At 72.3% G+C, this 24,573-nt stretch carries 18 protein-coding genes; 11 read left to right on the top strand and 7 right to left on the bottom strand.

Annotation, left to right across the window (positions count from 1 at the left end):
• Nucleotides 1–148 precede the first annotated feature (148 nt).
• The gene (locus ADK64_RS21960; protein ID WP_053661543.1) at nucleotides 149–532 is read left to right on the top strand and encodes a metallopeptidase family protein; all 384 of its coding nucleotides are present in this window, start codon (nucleotides 149–151) and stop codon (nucleotides 530–532) included.
• A 142-nt stretch (nucleotides 533–674) separates the two neighbouring features.
• Here ADK64_RS21960 and ADK64_RS21955 read toward each other — a convergent pair whose 3' ends face one another.
• The 3 genes from ADK64_RS21955 to ADK64_RS21945 all read right to left on the bottom strand — a co-directional run bounded on the left by ADK64_RS21955 (nucleotide 675) and on the right by ADK64_RS21945 (nucleotide 6,355).
• Nucleotides 675–2,210 carry a DUF5719 family protein gene (locus tag ADK64_RS21955; protein WP_053661542.1) on the bottom strand — a complete coding sequence of 512 codons (1,536 nt, stop codon included), beginning with the start codon at nucleotides 2,208–2,210 and terminating at the stop codon, nucleotides 675–677.
• A complete protein-coding gene (locus ADK64_RS21950; protein WP_107093046.1) occupies nucleotides 2,207–5,920 on the bottom strand; it encodes a glycosyltransferase family 2 protein in 3,714 nt (1,237 codons plus the stop codon). Before ADK64_RS21950 ends, ADK64_RS21955 begins: the two co-directional genes overlap by 4 nt.
• A 171-nt stretch (nucleotides 5,921–6,091) precedes the next feature.
• Nucleotides 6,092–6,355 carry a WhiB family transcriptional regulator gene (locus ADK64_RS21945; RefSeq protein WP_003975777.1) on the bottom strand — a complete coding sequence of 88 codons (264 nt, stop codon included), beginning with the start codon at nucleotides 6,353–6,355 and terminating at the stop codon, nucleotides 6,092–6,094.
• 610 nt (nucleotides 6,356–6,965) lie between these two features.
• Between ADK64_RS21945 and ADK64_RS21940 the strand changes: the two genes are divergently transcribed.
• From ADK64_RS21940 to ADK64_RS21925, 4 genes are all read left to right on the top strand, one after another.
• Nucleotides 6,966–7,472, top strand: a complete 507-nt coding sequence (locus ADK64_RS21940; RefSeq protein ID WP_053661540.1) for a cysteine dioxygenase — start codon at nucleotides 6,966–6,968, stop codon at nucleotides 7,470–7,472.
• Between the two features lie 91 nt (nucleotides 7,473–7,563).
• Nucleotides 7,564–8,523, top strand: a complete 960-nt coding sequence (cofD, locus tag ADK64_RS21935; RefSeq protein ID WP_053661539.1) for a 2-phospho-L-lactate transferase — start codon at nucleotides 7,564–7,566, stop codon at nucleotides 8,521–8,523.
• On the top strand, nucleotides 8,520–9,827 hold the full coding sequence (locus ADK64_RS21930; protein ID WP_053661538.1) for a coenzyme F420-0:L-glutamate ligase: 1,308 nt from the start codon (nucleotides 8,520–8,522) through the stop codon (nucleotides 9,825–9,827). The genes cofD and ADK64_RS21930 overlap by 4 nt, the downstream gene beginning before the upstream one ends.
• An 84-nt stretch (nucleotides 9,828–9,911) precedes the next feature.
• Nucleotides 9,912–10,934 carry a DNA-3-methyladenine glycosylase family protein gene (locus ADK64_RS21925; RefSeq protein ID WP_199829681.1) on the top strand — a complete coding sequence of 341 codons (1,023 nt, stop codon included), beginning with the start codon at nucleotides 9,912–9,914 and terminating at the stop codon, nucleotides 10,932–10,934.
• A gap of 287 nt (nucleotides 10,935–11,221) precedes the next feature.
• Here the strand turns inward: ADK64_RS21925 and ADK64_RS21920 are convergent, their stop codons facing one another.
• Nucleotides 11,222–12,304: a sugar phosphate nucleotidyltransferase gene (locus ADK64_RS21920; protein ID WP_053661536.1), complete on the bottom strand. Its 1,083-nt coding sequence runs from the start codon at nucleotides 12,302–12,304 to the stop codon at nucleotides 11,222–11,224.
• Nucleotides 12,305–12,515: 211 nt separating this feature from the next.
• Nucleotides 12,516–13,868, bottom strand: coding sequence for a peptidoglycan recognition protein (locus tag ADK64_RS21915; protein WP_053661535.1), 1,353 nt, complete (start codon nucleotides 13,866–13,868; stop codon nucleotides 12,516–12,518).
• Nucleotides 13,869–13,977: 109 nt separating this feature from the next.
• Between ADK64_RS21915 and ADK64_RS21910 the strand changes: the two genes are divergently transcribed.
• The 4 genes from ADK64_RS21910 (at nucleotide 13,978) to ADK64_RS21895 (ending at nucleotide 19,813) form a co-directional block, all read left to right on the top strand.
• The gene (locus ADK64_RS21910) at nucleotides 13,978–14,733 is read left to right on the top strand and encodes a TIGR03089 family protein (protein ID WP_053661534.1); all 756 of its coding nucleotides are present in this window, start codon (nucleotides 13,978–13,980) and stop codon (nucleotides 14,731–14,733) included.
• Between the two features lie 122 nt (nucleotides 14,734–14,855).
• Nucleotides 14,856–16,091, top strand: a complete 1,236-nt coding sequence (locus ADK64_RS21905) for an LCP family protein (RefSeq protein WP_053661533.1) — start codon at nucleotides 14,856–14,858, stop codon at nucleotides 16,089–16,091.
• A 226-nt stretch (nucleotides 16,092–16,317) separates the two neighbouring features.
• A complete protein-coding gene (locus ADK64_RS21900) occupies nucleotides 16,318–18,066 on the top strand; it encodes an LCP family protein (protein WP_053661532.1) in 1,749 nt (582 codons plus the stop codon).
• 130 nt (nucleotides 18,067–18,196) lie between these two features.
• Entirely contained in the window at nucleotides 18,197–19,813 is a 1,617-nt protein-coding gene (locus tag ADK64_RS21895; protein ID WP_053661531.1) for an LCP family protein, read from the top strand.
• 45 nt (nucleotides 19,814–19,858) lie between these two features.
• On the opposite strand, the gene ADK64_RS21890 is transcribed toward ADK64_RS21895, so the two are convergent.
• On the bottom strand, nucleotides 19,859–20,887 hold the full coding sequence (locus tag ADK64_RS21890) for a glycosyltransferase family 2 protein (protein ID WP_053661530.1): 1,029 nt from the start codon (nucleotides 20,885–20,887) through the stop codon (nucleotides 19,859–19,861).
• 251 nt (nucleotides 20,888–21,138) lie between these two features.
• Between ADK64_RS21890 and ADK64_RS21885 the strand changes: the two genes are divergently transcribed.
• Nucleotides 21,139–22,509, top strand: a complete 1,371-nt coding sequence (locus tag ADK64_RS21885) for an LCP family protein (RefSeq protein ID WP_053661529.1) — start codon at nucleotides 21,139–21,141, stop codon at nucleotides 22,507–22,509.
• Between the two features lie 73 nt (nucleotides 22,510–22,582).
• Here ADK64_RS21885 and ADK64_RS21880 read toward each other — a convergent pair whose 3' ends face one another.
• A complete protein-coding gene (locus ADK64_RS21880; protein WP_053661528.1) occupies nucleotides 22,583–23,131 on the bottom strand; it encodes an acyl-CoA thioesterase in 549 nt (182 codons plus the stop codon).
• A gap of 118 nt (nucleotides 23,132–23,249) precedes the next feature.
• Here ADK64_RS21880 and ADK64_RS21875 point away from each other — a divergent pair, with 118 nt between their 5' ends.
• Complete coding sequence (locus ADK64_RS21875) at nucleotides 23,250–24,572, top strand: LCP family protein (protein ID WP_199829680.1); 1,323 nt, start codon at nucleotides 23,250–23,252, stop codon at nucleotides 24,570–24,572.
• Nucleotide 24,573: the final 1 nt, after the last annotated feature.

The raw sequence follows: 24,573 nt of genomic DNA, 5'->3' as shown, positions 1-24,573 counted from the left end.
GGGGCCGGTTGTCCCGGGGGGGGCGGTTGTGGTGTGGAGCCGGGCGGGGGACATGGGCGGGGACTACGCTTCACCGGTGATGGACAACCGTGTACCGCCCCGTGCCACCGGCCCCGGGCCCCGTCGCCGTGATCGCCACGGGCGGGGCATGCGGGGGCCGATCGCACCGCCGCAGGTGCCGCTCGCGGCCAGCCGCGCCGAGTTGTTCGCGGACCTGGTGCAGGATTCCGTGGAGCGTCTCGAGCGGCGGTGGCCGCAGCTCGCCGACATCGATTTCCTCGTGCTGGAGGTGCCCCGGCTGGACGGGCCGGGTGATCAGGCGTGGAGCGACGAGGCCGTGCCGTTGGGCGGGGTCGTTCCGGCGCGGGAGGGGCAGCGGGCTCGGGTGGTCGTGTACCGGCGGCCGGTGGAGATCCGGACGAAGGGACGTGACGAGCGGGCCGCGCTGGTGCACGAGGTGGTCGTGGAGCAGGTGGCCGAGCTGTTGGGACTGACTCCGGAGACCGTGGATCCGCGGTACGGGGAGGACTAGGGGCAGGGCTACGGGGCCAGGGGACGGGTGCCGTTCCGGCGGCACGCTTCCCCGCGGCTGCGGCCGACGGGCACCTGTACGGCCCCGCCGGTCCCTCCACTCCCCCGTCGCCGCCCCTTACTGCTTCAGCACTGCTTCGGCGCTACTTCTGCAGCACCGCCAGATCCTGCGTCGTCCGGGGCACGGCGACCATCCCCCGGTCGCTCGGGAGGGTCTGGATGGTGAAGCCCGGGACTCCGCCCTCCGTGGCGGCGAGGGTGCGGGAGGCGTAGACCGGGCCGCCCGAGGTGGGTTCGACGGTGAGGGCGTAGGTGCCCTGGAGGCCCGAGGGGACCGGGGCCGCGACGTTCTGGGTGGTGCCGGCCTTGATCGTGAAGGTCTTCGTCACCGCCGTGCCGCCCCCGCTGCCGGCCGAGGCGGTGACCTTGACCGTGGCCGTGGCGGTGGGCGCGGTCAGGGCGAGGGTGGTGCCCTTGGCGCTGTTGTCGGCCGAGGTCGCGCGCGTGCCGACGGGGGCCGTGGCCGGGATGAAGGCCGTCTCCTGCTTGTCGCCCTTGCCGCGGACGACCTGGAGCGCCGCCACTACCGGGACCGGCTGGTCGGTGGGGGTCAGTACCAGGGAGCCCGCCTCGCCGCGGGTGACGTCGCCGAGGTCGGCCGAGGTCGTCATGCCGGACTTCACGTGCACGGTCTCGTTGCCGGCCGGGGTGATCAGACCGTCGGGCGAGGCCAGGCGGACCTTCAGGTCGGCGTCGTCGCCGCCGGGGGTGAAGGCGATCAGCCGGACGTCGGTGGCGTCCTTGGGGATGCCGGGCATGACCAGGCTCGCGGCAGGGTCGGCGGCCGCGGCCAGCCAGTCGCCGCCCGCCTTGGCGTCCAGGGCCTGTACGGCCGCGCCGACCCGGCCGCTGCGCACGCTGACGTGCACGGTCAGATCGGACTGCTGGGTGTCGGTGAGCGTGGAGAGCAGGATCGGCTTGCTCGCGTGCGGCGGGACGGTGAGGTTCTCGCCGAGCGGGGACTTGATCGCGCCGTTCTTGCCGTACAGCTCGATGTCGACGACCGCGGCGGAGTCGTCCGGGTTGGTCAGGTGCACGTAGTCGGTGCGGCTCGCGGCCGTGCTGGCGCCCGGGAACCAGAACTCGGTGTCCGGGGCGGTGCAGTTGACGCCCTGGAGGCCGCGGCCGGTGCCGGCGGCGACCTCGGTGGTCTCCTGGAGGGTCCAGCCGGGAGCGAACTTCCCGTCGGCGGTGGCGATGAGCGCGGGCCCGTCGGCGCCCGAGGTGTCGCCGGTGGCCGGAGTGCCGGGCGCCTTGGGGGTGAGCACCGGCTGGTCCGCCGTCTTCTTCCCGCCCTTCGCCCCCTTGGAGCCCTTGGCGTTCTTGCCCGTCTGGGAGGTGTCCGTGCCGTCCGCCGACTGCTCGGCGGCCGGCTGGAGTTGGGCCTTGCCGCTGCTCGTGGTGCCCTGGGTGACGGGCGTGAACGAGGTGTACGACGTGTCGGCGATGTCCGAGAGGCTCGGCGCCGGGCACAGCAGGCTCGTGCGCTCCACCGGCAGGTTGGCGGCCGCCTTGGGGGCGGAGGCACCCGAGGCGGACGGGCTGTCGAGCGCGGCGAACGCGGTGACGGCGGCCAGTGCGGTGGTACCGGCGATCAGGGACAGGGTGGTGCGGTTCACTGCTGGCTCCCGTCGGGGCGCTCGCTGCCGGTGCCGTGGGGGTGCTGGGCCGGGTCGTAGCCCTGCTGGGCGGGGTCGTAGCCCTGCTGGGCGGGGTCGTACGCCGGGTCGTAGCCCTGCTGGTAGGCCGTCGGGTCGTACGGCATCTGGTCGGCCGTACCGCTGTAGGCGTACGGGTCGTACTGGCCCGTCTGGTACGGGTCGTGCGCGTACGCCTGCTGGTCGTAGCCCGGCGTCTGGTACTGCCCGCCCTGCTGGAACTGGTCGGTTCCGTAGCCGCCGTATCCGGCGTCCGCGTAGGCGGTCTGGTCCCAGTCGCCGTAAGGCTGCTGGTGGGGCACGGAGGCCGCCGGGGGCTCCTCGGGCAGCGGCGGGGCGGGGGGCTGCTCCTCGGCGGCCGGCTCTCCCGGCTGCCCCGGCTGCCCCTCGGCCTGTTCCTCGGCCTGGGCGCGCAGGCGGCGGGCGCGGCGGCCCTCGCCCGCGGTGGCCCGGGCGGGTACCGGCGCCGTCTCGGGCAGGTCGTCGTCGACGTCGCGGCGGCGGCCGGGCAGGGCGAGGACGACCAGGACGACGGCGAGCGCGCCCTGGGCCCAGAGCCAGGCGGTGTGGGTGATCGGGTCGTCGTAGGTGACGTCGAGCCTGCCGCCGCTCGCGGGCAGCTGGAAGCCCTGGGCCCAGCCGTCGACCGTCGTGCGGGCGAGCGGCTTGCCGTCCAGGGTGGCCGTCCAGTCGGCGGAGGCGGTGTCGGCCAGGCGCAGGACGCGTCCGTCCGCGCCGGACAGGACGGTCGTGTGGATCTCGACCGGTCCCGCGCTGACCGGCTGGGCGGTGCCCGAGCCGCCGGCGGGGACGATGGTGGCGCGGGAGACCTCCTGGTCGACGCGCCACAGGGCGCTGCCGCTCTGCTGACTGAGCCGGGTCAGGCCGGGCGTGGCGTCGAGGACACGGGTGACGTCGCGGGGCGCGCCCTTGTGAACGAGGACGTAGCGCACGGCGAAGCCGCCGAGTTCGTCGGCCTGGTCGGCGCCGGAACCGGCGACGAGGTTGGCGACGACCTTGTCCAGCCGGGTGTTCTGACCGTCGGCGGCGCTGAATTCGGCGTCTCCCATGCGGGCGCCGGAGCCGCGGACCAGGGAGTAGCGCACGCGCGCGGCGGTGTCGCTGTCGAGGATCAGGGTGCGGGCCTGGTCGCCGGTGGTGGAGTCCTCGGCGACGAACGCGGGCACCTGGGTCGGGTCGCGGCGCTCCAGGGGGCCGTCGGCGCCGCCGATCATCCAGCCGGCGGCGACGAGCAGCGGGCCCGCGGCACTGGCGAAGGCGATCAGGGCGGCGACGGGCTGGCGCCAGCCGAAGCTCTGCTCGGCCACGCGCGAGCGTGCGCCGTCGGCGCCGAGGGCGGCGGCGGCCAGCAGGGCGATGCCGTAGACGAGGGTGGCCGGTCCGGCCCAGGTGGACTTGTTGGACAGGACGGCGAAGACGAGGCCGGTCAGGGCGACGGCCCAGGCGGTGCGGATGCCCAGCTGCCGCTCGGAGCGCAACAGTGCGGCGAGCGCGGCGAGGACGATGCCGATGAGCATCAGGCCCTGCACCGTGCCCGCGCCGCCGGGGCTCGCGCCGAGCAGGTCGAGCGCGGAGGCGGTCGAGGGGCCGTAGTCCAGGCCGGCTTCCTTGAAGAAACCGGTCGGCAGCAGGGTCAGCGACCAGGGGGCGAGGATCAGCAGCGGGGTGCCGAGCTGGGCGAGGAAGCGCAGGCCGTGGGCGACGAAGTCGGCGCGGCGCAGGACCAGCACACCGAGGCCGAGGAGGAGCGCGATCGGCCAGACGATCGGCGTGAAGGCGGTGGTCATGGTCAGCAGCAGCGCGTACGCCCAGGTGGCGCGCCAACTGCCGCGCGCGCCCGAGCGGTTCGCGAGGCCGCTCGCGGCGATGCCCGCGCGCGCGATGAGCGGCAGCAGCACGGCGAGGACGGCGGTGCCGATGCGGCCGCCGGCCAGGGCACCGGTGGTGGCGGGCAGGAAGGCGTAGGCGATGGCCACCCACGCGCGCAGCAGCCGGGAGGTGACGAGCGGCCGGGAGGCGAAGTAGGCGGTGCATCCGGCGAGCGGCACGGAGGCGACCAGCAGGACGGTGACCGCGAGTCCGGTGGAGCCGAACAGGATCGTGGCGAGCGTCGCGACGATCGCGAGGTAGGGCGGTGCGGCCGGGGTGCCGCCGGCGCCGACCGGGTGCCAGGAGTCGGCGAAGCGGGACCACAGGTCGCCCGCGCCGGCCGGGGCGGGCAGCAGGGCGCCGCCCGCGAGCGCGCCGCCGCCGAGCAGGGCGCGGCAGGCGACGATGGAGACCAGCAGCAGTGCGAGGAAGAGCACCGGACCGGGCTTGCGGGCGATCCGCTTGAGCCGGGCGAACTGCTCGATCTCCAGGAACTCGGCGTCGTCGCCGCCGGGCCCGGACTCCACTGCGCCGCCGTGCCGGCCGGCGGAGGAGGTGTCGAGGTCGGAGCCGCTGGAGAAATTGCCCGCGATCTGCTCGACGGTGGCCCGGACGGTGGCGCCGGGCGGCGGGAGGAGCTGGCGCAGTTCGCCCTTGTCGATCTGCGAGGCGCCGCGTCGGCGTCGGGCGGCGATGATCCGCTCGGGGCGCAGCAGGGTGCTCAGCAGGCCGCGGATCTCGTCGACGGCCTGGCCCGGGACCTTGCCGACGAGGTAGGCGACCGTCCGCAGGACGGTGCCGAGGACGAGCCGCAGCAGGACCCAGGGCAGCGCGGCCGTGCGAGTGTTGGCGAGCAGCGTGTAGACGGCGCCGGCCTTGTCGACCTTGTGCGGGGAGGCGGTGGTGCGGCCCGCGCAGTCGACGACGCGGCGCTCGCGGGACGCGGCCTCGGCGTGCCGTACGACCGCTTCGGGGGCGACGAGGACGCGGTGGCCGGCGGTGTGGGCGCGCCAGCACAGGTCGACGTCGTCGCGCATCAGGGGCAGTCTGCGGTCGAAGCCGCCGAGCTGTTCGAAGACGTCGCGCCGGACGAGCATGCCGGCGGTGGAGACGGACAGCACGGTGCGGACGTGGTCGTGCTGGCCCTGGTCCTGCTCACGGCGGTCCAGGCCGGTCCAGCGGCGGCCGGAGTTGGCGATGGAGACGCCGACCTCCAGCAGCTGCCGGCGGTCGTACCAGCCGCGCAGTTTGGGGCCGACGACCGCCACGTCGGCGCGGCCCAGTTCGAGTTCGTTGTCGACGACCCGGAGCAGTTCGGCGAGGGCGTCGGGTTCGGGGGCGCAGTCGTCGTGCAGCAGCCACAGCCATGGGATGGGCTCGCCGTGCGGGAGTTCGGGCAGGTCGTAGGCGTCGTCGCGCCAGGAGCGCGTGACGGGGTCCCAGCCGCTGGGGCGCTTGAGGTACGGCAGCTCCTCCGGGGTGAGGAGCGGGGCGGTACGGCTCGCCTCCTCCACGGCCTGGCCGAAGCCGGTGCGGCGGGCGAGGTGCAGGACGTTGCCGTCGCCGAGGGCCTGGGTGAGCAGTTGGGCGGAGTCGTCCGCGCTGCCGGTGTCGGCCGCGACCGCGTGCTGGACGGGGCGCTCCTGGCCGAGCAGCCCGGCGAGGGCGTCGGGCAGCCAGCGGGCACCGTCGTGGGAGACGAGGACCGCGGTCACCACATGACGCGGGAACTCAGGTGTGGCAGCCGGGTCTTGGGCTGCCGTATGGCTGTGCACGGACATCGAGGTACGGGCCCTGGTTCGATGGACTGCGGTGGACACCCGTGCCGTGCGGGGACAGCGGGGCGTCTCGGACGAGCGACCACACTATCGGCTGGCCACGACGACGGCCCGCCGCCTGTGGATAACCCACTGGCGACGGGCCGTTCGTGATGATTTCGGGCGGATGTCCGCTCAGACGGCGGCCTTCTTCAGGCGGCGGCGCTCCCGCTCGGACAGGCCGCCCCAGATGCCGAAGCGCTCGTCGTTGGCGAGGGCGTACTCGAGGCATTCGGAGCGGACCTCACAGGCGAGGCAGACCTTCTTCGCCTCTCTGGTGGAGCCGCCCTTCTCGGGGAAGAAGGACTCGGGGTCGGTCTGGGCGCACAGCGCGCGCTCCTGCCAGCCGAGTTCCTCGTCCGCGTCGTCGACCAGCAGTTGCTGCACCAGCTCGGTCATGTGCGCCCCTCGTCTGTCTTTCGCGTCCCCGTGCGTCAGCCGTTACCGATTTCGGCTGAACGACACGAGTGAAATTACAAGTGTGCTGCTCCGGGCGAGTCAAGCCGAGATCTGCTATTGAGCCCGTTATTCACTCTGCGGAACCAAGGCCATGCGGAAAGTGTTCAAATCGCCATAAACCTTGACACCCGGCCGAGGCCCGAGGGGCGGTCGAACCCGTGCAGACCTCTGTACGAAGAAAGACGGCTCCGCGTTCGATCGCGTTGCGCGAGGTGCGAGCGCTCGGATGTGCCCCATGTGTCCGGGCGCTCCGGTGAACAAACCTTTCACCTGACAGAAGCACCGGATGAGGTGAAAGGTGTCCCACATATCGGGCGTCGAGTTGACAGCCCAGGTGTGACCCGGTGTCCTAGGGGGCATGCTCGCGAACTTGGCATTCACCTCGACCCGCACCGCCGGGTCCCACGGTGCTGCCATGGCGCGCTGTAGCTGTTGTCGCTGTTCCAGCTGTTGAGCCCCGCCTCGCTCCAGCTGTAGACCGCGTCCCATGGGGCGCGGTTCCCGTTCTCCGTTCCCTCTGGCCTTCTTTCACTGAGGAACCACCGCACCCATGAACAGCGACAACGACCTCCAGATCGCCGGCGACATCCTCGAAGTCCCGCACCTGCTCCAGCCGCCCCGCGAGCACCCGGCCACCGTCGCCGAGTTCGTGGGCCTCGCGCGCGCGATCGCCGCCGACCGCTCCCAGTGGGCACACCTCGTCCGCTACGACGCGACCACCCGCTGGTACCACCGGCTGCGCACCGGCCCCGGCTACGAGGTCTGGCTGCTGTCCTGGGTGCCCGGACAGGGCAGCGGACCGCACGGCCACGGCCGCTCCTCCGGTGTCCTCACCGTGCTGGCGGGCAGCCTCACCGAGCGCACCGAACGCGGCACGCGCGCGTTGAGCGCGGGAGCGCAGCGGGTGTTCGCACCGGGGTACGTCCACGAGGTCGTCAACGACGCGCTGGAGCCGGCGGTCAGCCTGCACGTGTACTACCCGGGCCTGACCGAGATGCCGATGCACACGTCCCCGAACTGCGAGGCGCGCACCGCACCCCGCGCGGTGACCGCGTGAGCGGATGACCGCGTGACTGCCTGAAACCCGACCGTCGCGCGTCCGGCGACTGCCTGCCGCGTTGTCGTACCCGCCTGCAAGACTTGTCCCCATGCGCATTGTGGTTCTGGCAGGCGGCATCGGTGGTGCCCGTTTCCTGCGCGGTCTGAAGCGGGCCGTGCCGGACGCGGACATCACGGTGATCGGCAACACCGGCGACGACATCCACCTGTTCGGGCTGAAGGTCTGCCCGGACCTCGACACGGTGATGTACACGCTGGGCGGCGGCATCAACGAGGAGCAGGGCTGGGGACGGACCGACGAGACCTTCCGCGTCAAGGAGGAACTGGCGGCCTACGGGGTCGGACCCGAGTGGTTCGGGCTCGGCGACCGGGACTTCGCCACGCACATCGTGCGGACGCAGATGCTCGGCGCGGGCTATCCGCTCAGCGCGGTCACCGAGGCGCTGTGCGACCGCTGGCAGCCGGGCGTGAAGCTGATCCCGATGACCGACGACCGCGTGGAGACCCACGTGGCCGCGGAGGTCGACGGTGAGCGCAAGGCGATCCACTTCCAGGAGTACTGGGTACGGCTGCGCGCCGAGGTCCCGGCGGAGGCGGTCGTGCCCGTCGGCGCCGAGCAGGCCAAGCCGGCGCCCGGCGTCCTGGAGGCCATCGCCGCTGCGGACGTCATCCTCTTCCCGCCGTCCAACCCGGTCGTGTCCATCGGCACCATCCTCGCCGTGCCCGGCATCAGGGAGGCCATCGCGGACGCGGGCGTACCGGTGGTGGGCCTCTCCCCCATCGTCGGGGACGCACCCGTACGCGGGATGGCCGACAAGGTGCTCGCCGCGGTCGGCGTGGAGTCCACGGCCGCCGCGGTCGCCGAGCACTACGGCTCGGGTCTGCTGGACGGCTGGCTGGTCGACACCGTGGACGCGGCCGCGGTCGGGCGGATCGAGGCGGACGGCATCCGCTGCCGGGCCGTACCGCTGATGATGACCGACGCCGACGCGACCGCGCAGATGGCGCGGGAGGCGCTGGCGCTGGCCGAGGAGGTGCGGGGAGCGTGAGCGAGGACCGCCCGGAGTACACCGTCCGGGCCCTGTCCGGCATCCCCGAGGTGCGGCCGGGCGACGACCTCGCCAAGCTGATCGCCGCGGCCGAACCGGGCCTGGCCGACGGGGACGTACTGCTCGTCACCTCCAAGATCGTCTCCAAGGCCGAGGGCCGGATCATGGAGGCGGCCGACCGGGAGGCGGCCATCGACGCAGAGACGGTCCGGGTCGTGGCCCGGCGTGGCACGCTGCGCATCGTGGAGAACCGGCAGGGCCTGGTCATGGCCGCGGCCGGGGTCGACGCCTCCAACACCCCCGTCGGCACCGTGCTGTTGCTGCCCGAGGACCCGGACGCGTCCGCGCGCGCGATCCGTGACGGCCTGCGCGCGGCGCTCGGTGTCGACGTCGGCGTGGTCGTCACCGACACCTTCGGGCGCCCCTGGCGCTCGGGGCTCACGGACGTCGCGATCGGCGCCGCCGGGGTGCGCGTGCTGGACGATCTGCGCGGGGGCACGGACGCGTACGGCAACCCGCTCAGCGCGACGATCGTGGCCACGGCGGACGAACTGGCCGCCGCCGGCGACCTGGTCAAGGGCAAGGCGGCCGGCCGGCCGGTCGCCGTCGTACGCGGCCTGCCGCACGTGCTGGACCCGGCGGACGGCGAGGGCGCGCGACCGCTGGTGCGGACCGCGCGGGACGACATGTTCCGGCTCGGCACCTCCGAGGCGGTCCGCGAGGCGGTGACCCAGCGGCGCACGGTGCGGGCCTTCACCGACCAGCCCGTGGACCCCGGCGCGGTACGGCGCGCGGTGGCCGCCGCGGTGACGGCACCGGCCCCGCACCACACCACTCCGTGGCGGTTCGTGCTGCTGGAGTCGGAGGAGTCGCGGCTACGGCTGCTGGACGCGATGCGGGACGCCTGGATCGCCGACCTGCGGCGGGACGGCAAGAGCGAGGAGTCCATCGCGAAGCGCGTGCGCCGGGGCGACGTGCTGCGCGACGCGCCGTATCTGGTCGTGCCGTGCCTCGTCATGGACGGCTCGCACCACTACGGGGACGCGCGGCGGGACGGCGCCGAGCGGGAGATGTTCGTCGTCGCCATGGGCGCGGGCGTGCAGAACCTCCTCGTCGCACTGGCCGGGGAGCGGCTGGGCTCGGCGTGGGTGTCGTCCACGATGTTCTGCCCGGACGTGGTCCGCGAGGCGCTCGCGCTGCCGGCGCAGTGGCATCCGATGGGCGCGGTGGCCGTCGGCCACCCGGCCGAGGAGCCGAGACCGCGGCCGGAGCGGGACGCGGAGGCGTTCGTCGAGGTGCGGTGAGGTCCGGGGAAGAGTTCCGTACGCCTGTCGGCGGGACCGCCTAGTCTCGTAGGACGGCGTCGGCGAACCTCTAGGACCTCACTCGTGGCAGGACGTTTCGTTCAGCGGCCCACGCGTACGACCGTGCGCGGGGGCCATGTCCCCGCGCCCGCGGGCGCGGCCGCCGGGATACCGCGGCAGGCGGCGGCGCCGGCGCGGGTACGACGGTGGGTGCCGGACGGGCCGCTGGATCTCGGGCTCGTGCTCGGACCGCTGCGGCGCGGGCCGGCCGACCCCACGTTCCGGGCCACACCGGACGGATCCGTGTGGCGGGCGAGCCGTACGCCCACCGGGCCGGGGACGCTGCGGGTGCGCGCGTACGGCGGTGAGGTGCTCGGCGAGGCGTGGGGGCCGGGAGCGCAGTGGCTGCTGGACCGGCTGCCCGAACTGCTCGGCGCGGCCGACGATCCGGAGGCGTTCGTGCCCCGGCACCGGGTGGTGGCGCTGGCCCGGCACCGGCGGCCGGGGCTGCGGCTGACGCGGACCGGGCTGGTGCTGGAGTCGTTGGTCCCGTCGGTGCTGGAGCAGAAGGTCACGACCGACGAGGCGTACCGGGCGTGGCGGTTGCTCGTGCGCAGGTTCGGGGAGCCGGCGCCGGGTCCTGCCGGGGCGTTCGAACGACCGATGTGGGTGATGCCCGCGCCGCGGACCTGGGCGCTGATTCCCTCCTGGGAGTGGCATCGGGCCGGGGTGGACGACAAGCGGGCCTCGACGATTCTGCGGGCCGTGCGGGTGGCCGCGCGGCTGGAGCAGGCGATGGGGATGCCGGCGGTCGAGGCGCAGGCGCGGTTGGAGGTCGTGCCGGGGGTCGGGCCGTGGACGTCGGCGGAGGTCGTACAGCGCAGTCACGGGGCGGCGGATGCGGTGACCGTCGGGGACCTGCATCTGCCGGGGATCGTGGGGTGGGCGCTGGCCGGGGACCGTCATGCCGACGACGCGGTGATGCTGCGCCTGCTCGAGCCGTACGCCGGACAGCGGCATCGGGCGGCCCGGCTGATCCTGCTGAGCGGGAACGCTCCGGCTCGACGCGCCCCGAAGATGCCCCGGGTGGACATCGGCCTGCTGTGAGCCGGGGGGCGCCCTGCCGGCCCGCGCTCTGTCGGCACCCTGTGCCGCGGCTGGGCGCGGGAGCGGCTTCGCTCCTCCGCGAGGTGCCGCTGCGCCCGCCCGTGCCGCCACCGGCGGCACGACTGCCCGCAGCTACGGCGATACGACGGCCGCTGCCGGGCAGGCGCACCGCGGCCGCACAGCCGGCCGCGACCACGCGGGAACCGGCGGCCCGGAGCTGCACGGTGGTGCGATCGGGGGTCTGGGAGCGCAGCCCCCATGGAGCGGCGGTCAGACCCCCGTCAGCGTCACTGGTCGGACGAGAAGCGGACCGCGCCCGCCGGGATTCGGGCGTCGCACCACACCCGTACCCCGTCGCGGAGCTCGTTGTCGGGGCCGACGATCGCGCCGTCGCCGACGACCGTGCCGGTCAGGACGGAGCGTTCGCCGACGCGGGCCCGGGTGCCGATCAGGGAGTCGGTGATGACCGCGCCCGGCTCGATGACCGCGCCGGGGAGGATCGTCGAGCCGAAGACCCGCGCGCCCTCCGCCACGAAGGCGCCCTCGCCGACGACCGTGCCGCCCGTCAGCTTCGCGTCCGGCGCCACCGTGGCCGTGGGCAGGACCAGGCGGTCTCCGCAGCGGCCGGGAACGGCGGGGGACGGCGCGCGGCCGAGGACCAGGTCCGCCGAGCCGCGGACGAACGCCGCCGGGGTGCCGAGGTCCAGCCAGTACGTGGAGTCCACCATCCCCTGGAGGTGCGCGCCCGCGGCAAGCAGGTCGGGGAACGTCTCGCGTTCCACCGACACCGGGCGGCCCAGCGGGATCGTGTCGATGACCGAGCGGCGGAAGACGTACGCTCCCGCGTTGATCTGGTCGGTGACGATCTCCTCGGGCGTCTGCGGCTTCTCCAGGAACGCCAGCACCTTGCCCGTCTCGTCCGTCGGGACCAGACCGTAGGCGCGCGGGTCCGTCACCTTCGTCAGGTGGAGGGAGACGTCGGCGGCCGTCGCCTCGTGGGTGTCGACCAGCGCCTTGATGTCCAGGCCCGTCAGGATGTCGCCGTTGAAGATCAGGACCGGGTCGTCCGGGCCGGAGTGCAGACGCGAGGCGACGTTGCGGATGGCACCGCCCGTGCCGAGAGGCTCCTGCTCCGTGACGTACTCGATGTGCAGGCCGAGGGCGGAGCCGTCACCGAAGTACGGCTCGAAGACCTCGGCCAGATAGCTGGTGGCGAGGACGATGTGGTCCACGCCCGCAGCCCGGGCCCGCGCCAGCTGGTGTGTGAGGAACGGGACTCCGGCAGCCGGGACCATGGGCTTGGGCGTGTGCACCGTGAGGGGACGCAGCCGGGTGCCTTTGCCGCCGACCAGGAGGATCGCTTCTGTCACCTGTCGTCTCTGCTTCCTGCCGGGACCGGCGAACTACTCGTTACTGCTCGTTTCGGTTTCGGCCGGTCAGTGTATGCAGACCGTAGCGACGGCGCCCTTGACGACCGCGCGGTTTGCCACGAGATCGGTGAGAGAACGGTATGAGACCGGCGAGCCCCCCGCCGACGGCGGTGAACGCGCGCCCCCGCCGCCGCGCCCTGGAACGACGCGCTCAGCGCCCCTGATAGCGCGCCGCGCCGGAACGGGCCGTACCGAGCCCGGCGTAGAGCGCCGCACCGGGGCACTCGGTGGCGAATCCGTCCCGATGGCCGGAGATCACGTTCAGTCGTACGTTCTTACCCTCGGGGTAGAGGTTGCCACCGCCCGACGTGAGATATGTCCTTCCTCGCGGATCGCCTCCGTAGAACCCGAGCTTCCACGCGGTGAGCCGGGCGATGGCCGTGACCACCGCGCGCGACGGCTTCGTCGTGCCGTAAGTGCCGATCACGGCGATGCCCATGCTGTCGCTGTTGAACCCGAGGGTGTGCGCGCCGAGGACGGCCCTCGCCACGCCCCCGGCCCGGCCCTCGTAGAGGGTTCCGCACTTGTCGACGAGGAAGTTGTAGCCGATGTCCCGCCAGCCCATGCTCGTGACGTGGTAGCGGTAGATACTGCGGATGACGGAGGGGGCCTGGGAGCAGGAGTACTTGTTGCCCGAGGCCGTGTGGTGCACGAAGACCGCCTTGATCTTCTGGGTGTAGCCGAACCCGGGTTCACGCAGTGACTCGTTCGCGCCCCAGCCCCGGCGCGTGACGATCCGCGGGCGCGGCCCGATGTACGGCGTCACCGGCAGCGAGCCCTGGAGGCGGGCGAGTTCCTGTTCCGTGGCCTGCTGGTCGAGCTCCGGGATCTCCAGCGCGCCGAAGCCGGCGATGTCGGCGTTGGCGGCCGAGGACGCGCGCGCCGCGTCCGTGTCCAGGTCGGTGCTGGGCGGGTCGGCCGGTGCGCCCTCGGGCGGCGCCTCCCCGTCCCCGGGGTCGACCAGCTCCAGGCGCAGCCCGGACGGCAGCGGGGCCCGCGGCACGGCCGCACGGGTGCCCCCGGCGCCCGTGGCCGCCGCGCGCACCCGTACGTCCACGCCGTCGGACGCCCCCACCCACAGCGGCGCGGTCGCCCCGCGCACCCGCCGCGAGGCCCCCTCCGCCGTGCCCGGGTCGGCGCCGTGGTCGGCGTTGTGCGTCTCGACGTCCTGCCAGCCGGACCACTCCCCCGTGCCCGCCGACCGCGTGCGCACCTGGACCTGGCCGCGCAGCTCGACGCCGGGGTCGTCCCACACCACCCCGACCAGCGAGAAGTGCTCGCCGTCGGGCCGGTACAGGCCCTGCTCCGGGGCGGCGCCGAGGACGCGCTCACGGGAGAGGGGGACAAGGGGCAGCGAGCGGGTGTCCCCCGGGGCGGCGAGGGTTCGCGCGGTCGAGGCCGTCGCGGGCGTCGTGGGCGGGATCAGCGGGAGTGCGAGCGTCGCGGCGCAGATGACGCCGATCGAGGTAGTCAGGAATCCACGCATGGGTATGATCTTGGGCATACGCATACAAATCTGTCTATCCGTCAACTGACGGACCGTCGGGGGCCGTCGCCGGATCGCTGGCCGCACCACGCGCCCCGCACGGCGGCCCGCGCGTACCCTTTCCCGGGTGAACGCCACCGATCGCACCCCTGCCGACCTGCTGGCTTCCGCGCTCGCCGCGGACCCCGGCCGCCCGCTGGTGACCTTCTACGACGACGCCACGGGCGAACGCGTCGAACTGTCCGTGGCCACCTTCGCCAACTGGGTGGCCAAGACCGCGAACCTCCTGCAGGGCGACCTCGCCGCCGGTCCCGGCGACCGGGTCGCGCTGCTGCTGCCCGCGCACTGGCAGACGGCGGTGTGGCTGCTGGCCTGTTCGTCGGTGGGCGTGATCGCCGACGTCGGCGGGGATCCGGCGGCGGCCGACGTGGTGGTCAGCGGGCCGGACTCGCTCGACTCCGCGCGCGCCTGCGGCGGGGAGCGGATCGCGCTGGCGCTACGGCCGCTGGGCGGGCGTTTCCCGCAGACCCCGGCCGGGTTCGTCGACTACGCCGTGGAGGTGCCCGGACAAGGGGACCGGTTCGTGCCGTTCGCCTCGCCGGATCCGGCGGAGCCGGCGCTGATCGTCGCCGGGGCGGAGTTCAGCGCCGAGGAGGTCGTGCAGAAGGCCGTGGCCGATGCGACGGAGCTGGAACTGACGGGACCCGGTTCGCGGCTGCTGACGGGGTTGTCGTACGACACGTGGGAAGGGGTCGGCGCGGGGTTGTACTCGCCGCTGGCCGTCGGGGGGTCCGTGGTGCTCTGCCGCAACCTCGACCGGCTGGGTGAGGAGGCTCTGGCCCAGCGGATCGAGAGCGAGCGGGTGACCGCGGTGCGCCGCTGAGGAGTCGCGATTCCCCCGGCTGGAGTAGCACAGGGCGCCTCCCTCCACGCTCCCCGCCATCGTCGTAGGAGCAGCACGTGACGCTCGTACGCCTCGTACGCCGATGAGGGGGTGCCCCGCCCGTGACCGACACCGCAGGCAAGGCCCTCGGTCCCGGGGCCTCGGCCACCGGGGACGGGCTGGTGCGGCGGCGTCGGCGGCGGTGGGCGAGGGGGGCGGCGCTCGGGCTGGCCGTGCTCGCCCTGGCGGCCGCCGGCACCGGCTGGGCGCTCTACGCCAAGCTCAGCGCCAACATCACCGCGGACGACGCGGCCGCCCGGGAACTCGCCCGGTACGAGGCCGAGCGGCCCACCGCGCTGGTGCGGGACGCGCAGAACATCCTGCTGATCGGGTCCGACACCCGGGTCGGGGACGGCAACGCGAAGTACGGGCGGAATCTGGGCAGCGAGCGGTCGGACACCACGATCCTGCTGCACCTGGCCGCGAACCGGCGCAGTGCGACCGCCGTGTCGCTGCCGAGGGATCTCATGGTGGACATTCCGGGCTGCCGGCGGACGGACGGCAGCCGCAGCGAGCCGGTGTTCGCGATGTTCAACAGCGCCTTCTCGGTGGGCGGTTCGGCCTGCTCGATCCGTACCGTCGAGAAGCTGACGGGCATCCGGATCGACCATCACGTGGTCGTGGACTTCAGCGGGTTCAAGGAGATGGTGGACGCCGTCGACGGGGTGCGGGTCTGCCTGAAGGAGCCCATCGCCGACAAGGCCGCCAAGCTGAAGCTGCCCGCGGGCAAGGTCATGCTGAACGGGGAGCAGGCGCTCGGGTACGTGCGGGCCCGCAAGTCGCTCGGCAACGGCAGCGACACCGAGCGGATGGAGCGGCAGCAGCAGTTCCTCGGCGCGCTCGTCAACAAGGTGCAGAGCAGTGACGTCCTGCTGAATCCGGTGAAGCTGTATCCGGTGCTGGACGCGGCGACCTCCTCGCTGACCACCGATCCGGAGCTGGCCAGCCTGCACGGTTTGTACCAGTTGGTTCGTGGGCTGCGCAGCATCCCCATCGCACGTGTGCAGTTCCTGACCGTGCCGAGGGAGTCGTACGTCTACGACGCCAACCGCGACCAACTCGTGGAGCCGGAGGCCGAGAAGCTCTTCGCGCGACTGCGGACGGACCAGCCCGTGGCCGTGACGAAGGGCACCACCAGGGGCGCCGGCAAGAGCACCGCCAAGGGCACCGGGACGGGCACCGCGAAGGACGGTGCGCGAACCGGGCCCTCGGCGCCACCGGAGAAGGGCGACGGACACGGCCCTTCCTCCGCTCCGACCTACCGCGGCAGTACCGCCGCCGAGCACGGCTGCGCGTAAGGCGCGCCGGAGGGCCCGATTCCGCCCAGAAAATGAGGGGGATTGCCCAGTTGTAGGGAGACGAATTTGTCTCCGGCGTCGCTTGGCGCTGAACTGGGCGGATAGTGTGAGCGATCCGGTGCACCTGGCGCGAGGTCCGTCCTGGGGCCGTGCACCGATTCACCGAGACCCGAGCGCCTTTGAGGGGGAAGGCGCCGCGTGGCCCCGACGGAGGATTCGGACAACCGTGGACGCGCAAGGCCGTGGGCGGGCGGACAACATCGACCCCGCTGACCAGTGGGTACTCAATCCGAACACCGGCGAATACGAGCTGCGACTGAGCCCTTCCGCACCGCAGTCGCCGGTCCCGGGCCCCCGCAGGCCCGACAGCGCCGACACACCGCGTCGCCGTGACGACTCGGCTCCCGGCGAGACCCGGGAGATGGGCAAGGTGCGCGGCGGGACCGTACCGGCGCCGCGCTCGGGCCGGCGACGGGGCGGCGAGGCGGAGACGGCGCAGGGGCGGCGCGTGTCCCGGCGGCCGGTGAAGAAGAAGTCGAAGGCGAAGAGGGCGATCGCGTGGACCGCCGGCAGCACGGCGTTCGTGCTGGTCGCCATCGGCACCGCCGGCTATCTGTACATCAAGCACCTCGAGGGCAACGTCACCACGACGGACATCGGCAGCGCGGGCAAGAACGGCTTCAGCAAGGACGACGCCTTCAACATCCTGATCATCGGCACCGACAAGCGCACCGGCAAGGGCAACGAGGGCTACGGCGACAAGGGCAGCGTCGGGCACGCCGACACCAACATCCTGCTGCACGTCTCCAAGGACCGGACGAACGCGACCGCGCTCAGCATTCCGCGCGACCTGATCGTCAACGTGCCGGACTGTCCGACGAAGCAGGCGGACGGCAGCACCAAGGTCATCCCGGGTACGGAGAACGTGCGCTTCAACACCAGCCTCGGGCAGGACGACCGCGACCCCGGCTGCACGATGCGCACCGTCGAAGAGGCCACCGGCATCGTTCCGGACCACTTCATGATGGTCGACTTCAACGCGGTGAAGACCCTGACGTCGGCGGTCGGCGGGGTGGACGTGTGTCTCGCCCACCCGGTGAACGACAAGCAGTCGCATCTGAAGCTGCCCGCCGGCAAGTCCAGGATCGAGGGCGAGCAGGCGCTGGCCTTCGTCCGCACCCGGCACAGCTGGGGCAACCAGGGCGACCTGGACCGCATCAAGGTGCAGCAGCAGTTCATGGCCTCGCTGATGCGGAAGATGGCCTCCAGCGACACGCTGACCAACCCGGCCAAGCTGATCGACCTCGCCGAGGCCGCCACGAAGGCGCTGACCGTCGACAAGGGCATCGGCTCCGTGAGCACGCTCAAGGACATCGCGCTGGAGCTGAAGAAGGTCCCGACGAAGAACATCTCGTTCGTGACCGTGCCCGTCGTCGACAACCCGGCGGAGAAGGTGCACGCGACCGTCGTCGTCGACCAGACGAAGGCGCCCGCGGTGTTCGACGCGATCAAGAACGACGTCTCCTTCACCGAGGTGAAGAAGCAGCAGAAGGCGGCGAAGGACGCGGAGGCGGCCCGGTTGAAGGGCAGCAGGTCCGCGCCCTCGGAGGTACGGGTGCGGATCCTCAACGGCGGTGCCTTGGGGGGCAGCGCGCAGGAGACCCTGTCCTGGCTGCAGACCGACGAGGGCGTGCTGAAGTCGGAGAACGCGGGCAACGCCCCGGCGAACCTGAAGAACACCACGCTCGAGTACTCCCCCGACCAGGCCGCCCAGGCACGTGAACTGGCCGCGCTGATGGGGCTGCCCGGCTCGGCGCTCAAGCCCGGCAAGAGCGTGATCAACTCTCAGGGCCTGCCGGCCATGACGCTGACCCTGGGCAAGGACTTCCAGGGCGCGGGTGTCTCGCTCACCAAGCCCGACAAGGCGCCGGACGTCGAGAAGTCCACGGCAGACAAGGCGAAGTGCGCCTCATAGGTAACCCAATGGGCCCCTCGTGCGTCTAACGAGGCGCGGGACGGACCCGTTGCACGGCGCAAGGGTGGGGAGGGCAGGAAGTTTGGCGCAGAGCGATGTGCGGGGGGAGGCTCCCGCAGGGGACGACACGATGTCGCTCACACCGCGGGCCTCGGACGCGGCGGACGGCTCCGGCCGGCACGGCGGGGGGCCGCGCAAGGGCGGCGTGAAGACTGACCGGCGGCGACGCAGACGGCGCGCTCTGCGCTGGTCGGCGATCGTGCTGACGGTGGTCATACTCGGTACGGCTGGCGCCGGCTACCTCTACTACCAGCACCTCAACGGCAACATCCGCAAGGGCGCGCGCAGCAGCGGCGACGCCAACGCGCAGAAGACCGCGCCGAACGCCGCCGGGCAGACCCCGCTGAACATCCTGCTGATCGGCTCGGACAGCCGTAACTCGGCCGAGAACCTGAAGCTCGGCGGCAGCAAGGACAGCGTCGGCAGCCCGCCGCTGGCGGACGTGCAGATGCTCATCCACCTGTCCGCGGACCGCAAGAGCGCCGCCATGGTGAGCATCCCCCGGGACACCCGGGTCGACATCCCCCAGTGCACGGACCCCGACACCGGCAAGGTCTACCCGGCGACGAACGACATCATCAACACCACCCTGGCCCGGGGCGGCGCCGGCTGCACGCTGTCCACGTGGGAGAAGCTCACCGGGGTCTACATCGACCACTGGATGACGATCGACTTCTCCGGTGTGGTGCGGATGGCGGACGCCATCGGCGGTGTCGACGTGTGTGTGAAGCAGAACGTCTGGGACCATCCGACGCCCAGTCAGCGCGGCGGCTCCGGCCTGAAGCTGACCGCCGGGACGCACAAGGTCCAGGGCGAGCAGGCCCTGCAGTGGCTGCGCACCCGGCACGCCTGGGGCAGCGACCTGATGCGGGCCCGCGCCCAGCACATGTACCTGAACTCGATGATGCGCACGCTGCGGCAGCAGAACGTCTTCACCGACGCCGGACGCCTGATGGACCTGGCCGATGCGGCCGTCAAGTCCCTGAAGGTCTCCGAGGAGATCGGCACGGTCAAGAAGCTGTACGACCTGGGCATGGAGATGAAGTCGGTGCCGTCCGACCGCATCACGTCGGTGACGATGCCCAACATCGAGGACCCGAAGGACCCGGACAACCACGTGGTGCCGGACGTCGCCAACGCCGACAAGCTGTGGCAGATGCTCCGCGACGACGTGTCGCTCGACAAGAACGGCGCCAAGAACGGCAAGGACGACGGCAAGGACGCGAAGCAGACGTCCGGCAAGCCCGCCGCGACCAAGACGCCCTCGATGACCGCGGCCCTGCTCGGTGTGCTGGTGCAGAACGCCACGCAGAGCTCGACCGAGGCCGCGGCGCAGGGCCGGGCGGGGGCGGTCAGCCAGGCACTCGTGGAGCAGGGCTACGCCAGGGCGGCGGCCGACCCCTCCGTGGCGCAGTCCGCGGACAAGACGGTCGTGCGGTACCCGAGCGCGGATCTGGAGGGCGACGCCCAGGCGGTGGCCAAGGCACTGGGCATTCCGATGAGTTCGGTGCAGCAGTCGACGGGGGTGTCCGGGGTGACGGTCGTCGTCGGCGCGGACTGGCGCACCGGCGCGGCCTATCCCAAGGAGTCGAAGCCGAAGGCCGGAGACATTCCCGAGGGCGCGGACGCCGTCAACGGCTCGGACAAGTCGCAGTGCATGGACGTGTACAAGCCCTATCAGTGGTAGCCGAAAGGCCTCTCCCCGCACGGGGAGAGGCCTTTCGGTATCGGTTCAGTGCGAGCTGAGCACGGCCGGCCGCCGGGACTCGATGACCTTCTTCGCCAGCGCCTTCGGGCTGGTCAGGAAGCCCCAGCCCCACGACATGTGCATGGTGGCGAGGGCGAGGGGGATCTGCAGCCGCGCCTTGAGGGGCAGGCCCTTGCCCGCCGGGACGGAGCCCGCGGCGATCGCCGCCAGATAGCCACCGGGAATGACGAAGCCCCACGGGGTGAGCACCACGCCGGCCACGACGCCCGCCGCTATCGCGCACACCGCCGTCGGCGGGGCGAGGTAGCGCAGGTTGATCGAGCCGGAGTGGTAGCGGGCGACGACGTGCCGCCAGCGGCCGTAGTCCTTGTACTGCCTGGCCAACGCCCGCACGCTCGGCCGCGGCCGGTACGACACCTTCAGCTCGGGCGAGAACCAGATCAGCCCGCCCGCCTCCCGGATGCGGAAGTTCAGCTCCCAGTCCTGGGCGCGGATGAACTCCTCGTTGTAGCCGCCCTGCCGCTCCAGCGCCTCGCGACGGAAGACGCCGAGGTAGACCGTCTCGGCGGGTGCGGCCTCGCCGCCGGTGTGGAAGGCCGCGTTGCCGACACCGATCTTGGAGGTCATCGCGGCGGCGACCGCGTGCTCCCAGTCGTTCTCGCCCTCGGCGTGCATCAGGCCGCCGACGTTCTGCGCGCCGGTCTCCTCCAGGAGCCGCACGGCGGTGGTGATGTAGTCGGGCGAGAGCATGCCGTGGCCGTCGACGCGGACCACGACCGGGTGCCGGGAGGCCTTGATCGCCGCGTTCAGCGCCGCGGGCGTGCGGCCGGTCGGGTTCGGGACGGTGTGCACGCGGGGGTCTTCGGCCACGAGCTCGGCGGCGATCTCGTCCGTGCGGTCCGTGGACGGACCGAGGGCGATCACGACCTCCATCTCGCCGGCGTACTCCTGCGCGAGGATCGCTTGGACGGCCCCGCGCAGATGCCGTTCCTCGTTGAGGACGGGCATGATCACGGAAACAGCGGGGAGCCGCACGTCGGGCTTGGCGTTCATAGGGGGCTCACGTTACCGCGAACGGGGGACACCGGTGCGCGCCGCCGGGACGTAGGGCCGGGCTGGAGATCGTATCGGCCTACCGTGCTCACGGATCCCACGTACGGCCTCGCCCGGAGGTGTCCCCCTTGGCCAGCCCGCCCCGGTCCCCCGCGCGTCCGCAGCGCCGACCGCAGCCGCCCCGCCGTGTGCCGCACCCGCCCGAGCGGCCGGTGCGGTCCGTCCGTCCGCCCCGGCGGCCGCGCTGGGCCATGCGGGCGGCGTGCACACTGTCCGTCGTGGTGCTCGCCTCCGCCGGGATCGGGCACGCGGTGATCAGCAGCCTGGACGCGGGCATCGCCCGGGTCGACGCCTTCAAGGACATGAAGAACCGGCCCCGGGCCGGTCACGGCATGAACGTGCTGCTGGTCGGCACCGACGGCCGCGACAAGATCACCGAGCAGGAGCGGCGCAGGTTCCGCCTCGGCGGGGCGCCCTGTCACTGCACGGACACGATGATGATCGTGCACATCTCGGACAACCGGGAGCGGGCCACCGTGGTGAGCCTGCCGCGCGACTCCTACGCCGAGGTGCCCGCGCTCACCGACCCGGCCACCGGGCAGCAGCGCGCGACGCATCCGATCAGGCTGAACTCCGCCTACTCCGAGGGCGGCCCCCAGCTGACCATCCGCACGGTCGAGAACATGACCCATGTGAAGATCGACCACTATCTGGAGGTCGACTTCACCAGCTTCATGAAGACCGTGGACGTCCTCGGCGGGGTGAACGTCTGCACACCGACCCCGCTGAAGGACGTGTACAGCGGGCTCGACCTCGCGCCCGGCACGCACACCCTCATGGGCGGGCAGGCGCTGCAGTACGTACGGGCCCGGCACGTCGACGCGACGAGCGACCTCGGCCGGATGAAGCGCCAGCAGCGGTTCCTGGCCGCGCTGATCGAGAAGGCCGCCTCCTCGGGGGTGCTGCTGAACCCGATGCGGTTCCGGGACGTGACCCGGGCGGTGCTCGGCTCGGTCCGGGCCGACGAGGGCTTCGGCGCCGACGAGCTGCTCGACCTCGGCCGGGCCATGCGGGACTTCTCCCCCTCCTCCTCCGAGTTCACCACCGTGCCCATCAGCCGGATGAACTACGAGGTCAAGGGCATCGGCTCGACCCTGAAGTGGGACCCGGCCAAGGCGGCGGAGCTGTTCGCGTCGCTGCGCGACGACAAGCCGCTCACCGTGGACCGGCCGCACCGCGGTCCGGCAGCGGCCCCGGTGGAGGTGGACCCCCGGCAGGTCCGGGTCCAGGTGGAGAACGGCACCGGCACGGCCGGGCTCGCGGGGCGGCTCGACACGGCGCTCGCGGCGACCGGCTTCACCACGACCCGGCAGCCGACGACGGCCCCCGCCCACGTACCGCACACGGTCATCTCCTACGACCCCCACTGGGACCGCTCGGCCCGCTCCCTGGCGGCCGCACTGCCGGGCGCCGAACTGCGCGCCGTACCGGGCCAGGGGCAGCTGCTGAAGGTGACCGCCGGGGCCGACTTCAAGGACGTGCACAAGGTCCGCTTCGAGGACCCCAACCAGCCACAGCCGACCGCCGTGCGCGGCAGCGAGGTGGTGTGCTCGGGCGCCTGAGCGTCTGCGGCGGGCCACTAGGGCCTGGTCTGTGCCTTCCCGCCGGGACCGGCGGGAAGGCACAGACCAGGCCCTAGTCCTCGAACCCCTCGGCGGCGCGCTGCTCCCTCAGCTCCCGGATGGCCCGGCGCCGCGCCAGCCGGTGGGTACGGCGGATCTGCGCCTCCTGGTAGCGGCGGCTGTCGCGGTCGGTCTCCGGGAGTACCGGCGGCACCCGGCGCGGCTTGCCGTCGGCGTCCACGGCCGCGAAGACCAGGTAGGCCGAGCCGACCTGGGTGGGCGGGTTCGACTCGTTCCAGCGCTCGGCGAGGACCCGTACACCGACCTCCATGGAGGTCCGACCGGTCCAGTTCACCTGTGCCTTCACATGGACCAGGTCGCCGACGCGGACCGGCTCAAGGAACGCCATCTCGTCCATGGACGCGGTGACGGCGGGACCGCCGGAGTGCCGGCCGGCCACCGCGCCCGCCGCGTCGTCGACCAGCTTCATGATCACCCCGCCGTGCACGGTCCCCAGCAGGTTGGTGTCGTTGTGGGTCATGATGTGGCTGAGGGTGGTGCGCGAGGCGGACGTCGGCTTGCCGGGGATGTCCGATTCCGCGTCCGTGACCTGGTCTGTCATGCCCTCCACCTTATGCCGAAGCGGATTTCGCGGAATTTGTGTCAGCTTCGCAACAGCGGCGCTCTGATTTTCCGACATCCCTTGTAAGGCGCACGGCGGCGCCCTGCACACTGGGCCCATGAATGACTGGCCCGAGGGATGGTCCGACGACAATCGCGGACCCGGCTACGGACGCGGCAGCGCCGGCGCGCAGCCGGAGGGCGCCCAGGTGATGCGTCAGGTGCGGCGCGGCCGGGCGGTACCGCCCGGGCAGCGCTCGTACGGCAACCCCGGCCCGACGGCGCCGCCGTACGGGGGCGGTGTCCCGCAACAGCCGTCGTACGTCGACGGCCAGGGACACGACCAGGGCTCCGGCTACGGTGAGTACGACAGCGGCTACAACACCGGCCAGGTCTACGGCAGCCCCGGCGGCCGAGGGCCGGACGGTCCGGAGGGCACCCCGGGCCGGGGGCCGCGTCCGGCGCCGAACTGGCGGCGGCGGATCAAGTGGACCGCGATCACGCTGGCCACCGTGCTGGTCGTCACCTCGGTCGCGACCTACTTCTGGGCCGACTCCAAGCTGCGCCGCGAGGTCGACCTGTCCACGGTCATCGACCGGCCCTCGGGGGGCGCCGGCACGAACTACCTGATCGTCGGCTCGGACAGCCGCGAGGGCATGTCCAAGGCGGACGAGAAGAAGCTGCACACCGGTGCCGCCGAGGGCAAGCGCACGGACTCGATGATGATCCTGCACGTCGGCGACAACGGCGACACCCTGGTCTCGCTGCCGCGTGACTCGAACGTCACGATCCCGTCGTACAAGGGCTCGACGTCCGGGAAGACCTACCCGGCCACGGGCCGGCAGGAGAAGCTGAACGCCGCCTACGCCGAGGACGGCCCGACCCTGCTGGTCCGCACGATCGAGGCCAACACCGGTCTGCACATCGACCACTACGTGGAGATCGGCTTCGAGGGCTTCGCCAACATCGTGGACGCGGTGGGCGGTGTCCAGATGACCCTCGACCAGGGCTTCAAGGACAAGTGGTCCGGCGCCGACTTCAAGGCGGGCACGCAGACCCTGAACGGCCAGCAGGCCCTCGCCTTCGTCCGCACCCGGCACGCGTTCGCCGCCTCCGACCTCCAGCGCACCAAGAACCAGCAGAAGTTCCTGTCGGCGCTGGCCCATCAGGTGGCGACGCCCTCGACGATCCTGAACCCGTTCAAGTTCTACCCGGTGATGGGCGCGGGCCTGGACTCCCTGATCGTCGACAAGGACATGAGCCTGTGGGACCTGGCCTCGATGTTCTGGGCGATGAAGGGCGTGAACGGCGGTGACGGCACGTCCCTGAACATGCCGATCTCGGGCTCCACCGGCGGCAACCTCGTCTGGGACAAGGCGAAGGTCAAGACCCTGGTGGACGAGCTGAACAACGACCAGAAGGTCACCGTCTCCGGTAACTAGA

This window comes from Streptomyces sp. MMG1121 (genome assembly GCF_001280015.1).
Lineage (GTDB): Bacteria > Actinomycetota > Actinomycetes > Streptomycetales > Streptomycetaceae > Streptomyces.
The sequence above is the reverse complement of the archived record's forward strand: the minus strand, read 5'-3'. Positions and strand labels throughout refer to the sequence as shown.

Coding starts and splice junctions, on each gene's coding strand:
- ADK64_RS21960 (WP_053661543.1), top strand. CDS start 149: ATGCGGGGGCCGATCGCACCGCCGCAGGTGCCGCTCGCGGCCAGCCGC.
- ADK64_RS21950 (WP_107093046.1), bottom strand. CDS start 5,920: ATGTCCGTGCACAGCCATACGGCAGCCCAAGACCCGGCTGCCACACCT.
- ADK64_RS21945 (WP_003975777.1), bottom strand. CDS start 6,355: ATGACCGAGCTGGTGCAGCAACTGCTGGTCGACGACGCGGACGAGGAA.
- ADK64_RS21940 (WP_053661540.1), top strand. CDS start 6,966: ATGAACAGCGACAACGACCTCCAGATCGCCGGCGACATCCTCGAAGTC.
- cofD (WP_053661539.1), top strand. CDS start 7,564: ATGCGCATTGTGGTTCTGGCAGGCGGCATCGGTGGTGCCCGTTTCCTG.
- ADK64_RS21915 (WP_053661535.1), bottom strand. CDS start 13,868: ATGCCCAAGATCATACCCATGCGTGGATTCCTGACTACCTCGATCGGC.
- ADK64_RS21895 (WP_053661531.1), top strand. CDS start 18,197: ATGTCGCTCACACCGCGGGCCTCGGACGCGGCGGACGGCTCCGGCCGG.
- ADK64_RS21890 (WP_053661530.1), bottom strand. CDS start 20,887: ATGAACGCCAAGCCCGACGTGCGGCTCCCCGCTGTTTCCGTGATCATG.
- ADK64_RS21885 (WP_053661529.1), top strand. CDS start 21,139: ATGCGGGCGGCGTGCACACTGTCCGTCGTGGTGCTCGCCTCCGCCGGG.
- ADK64_RS21880 (WP_053661528.1), bottom strand. CDS start 23,131: ATGACAGACCAGGTCACGGACGCGGAATCGGACATCCCCGGCAAGCCG.
- ADK64_RS21875 (WP_199829680.1), top strand. CDS start 23,250: ATGAATGACTGGCCCGAGGGATGGTCCGACGACAATCGCGGACCCGGC.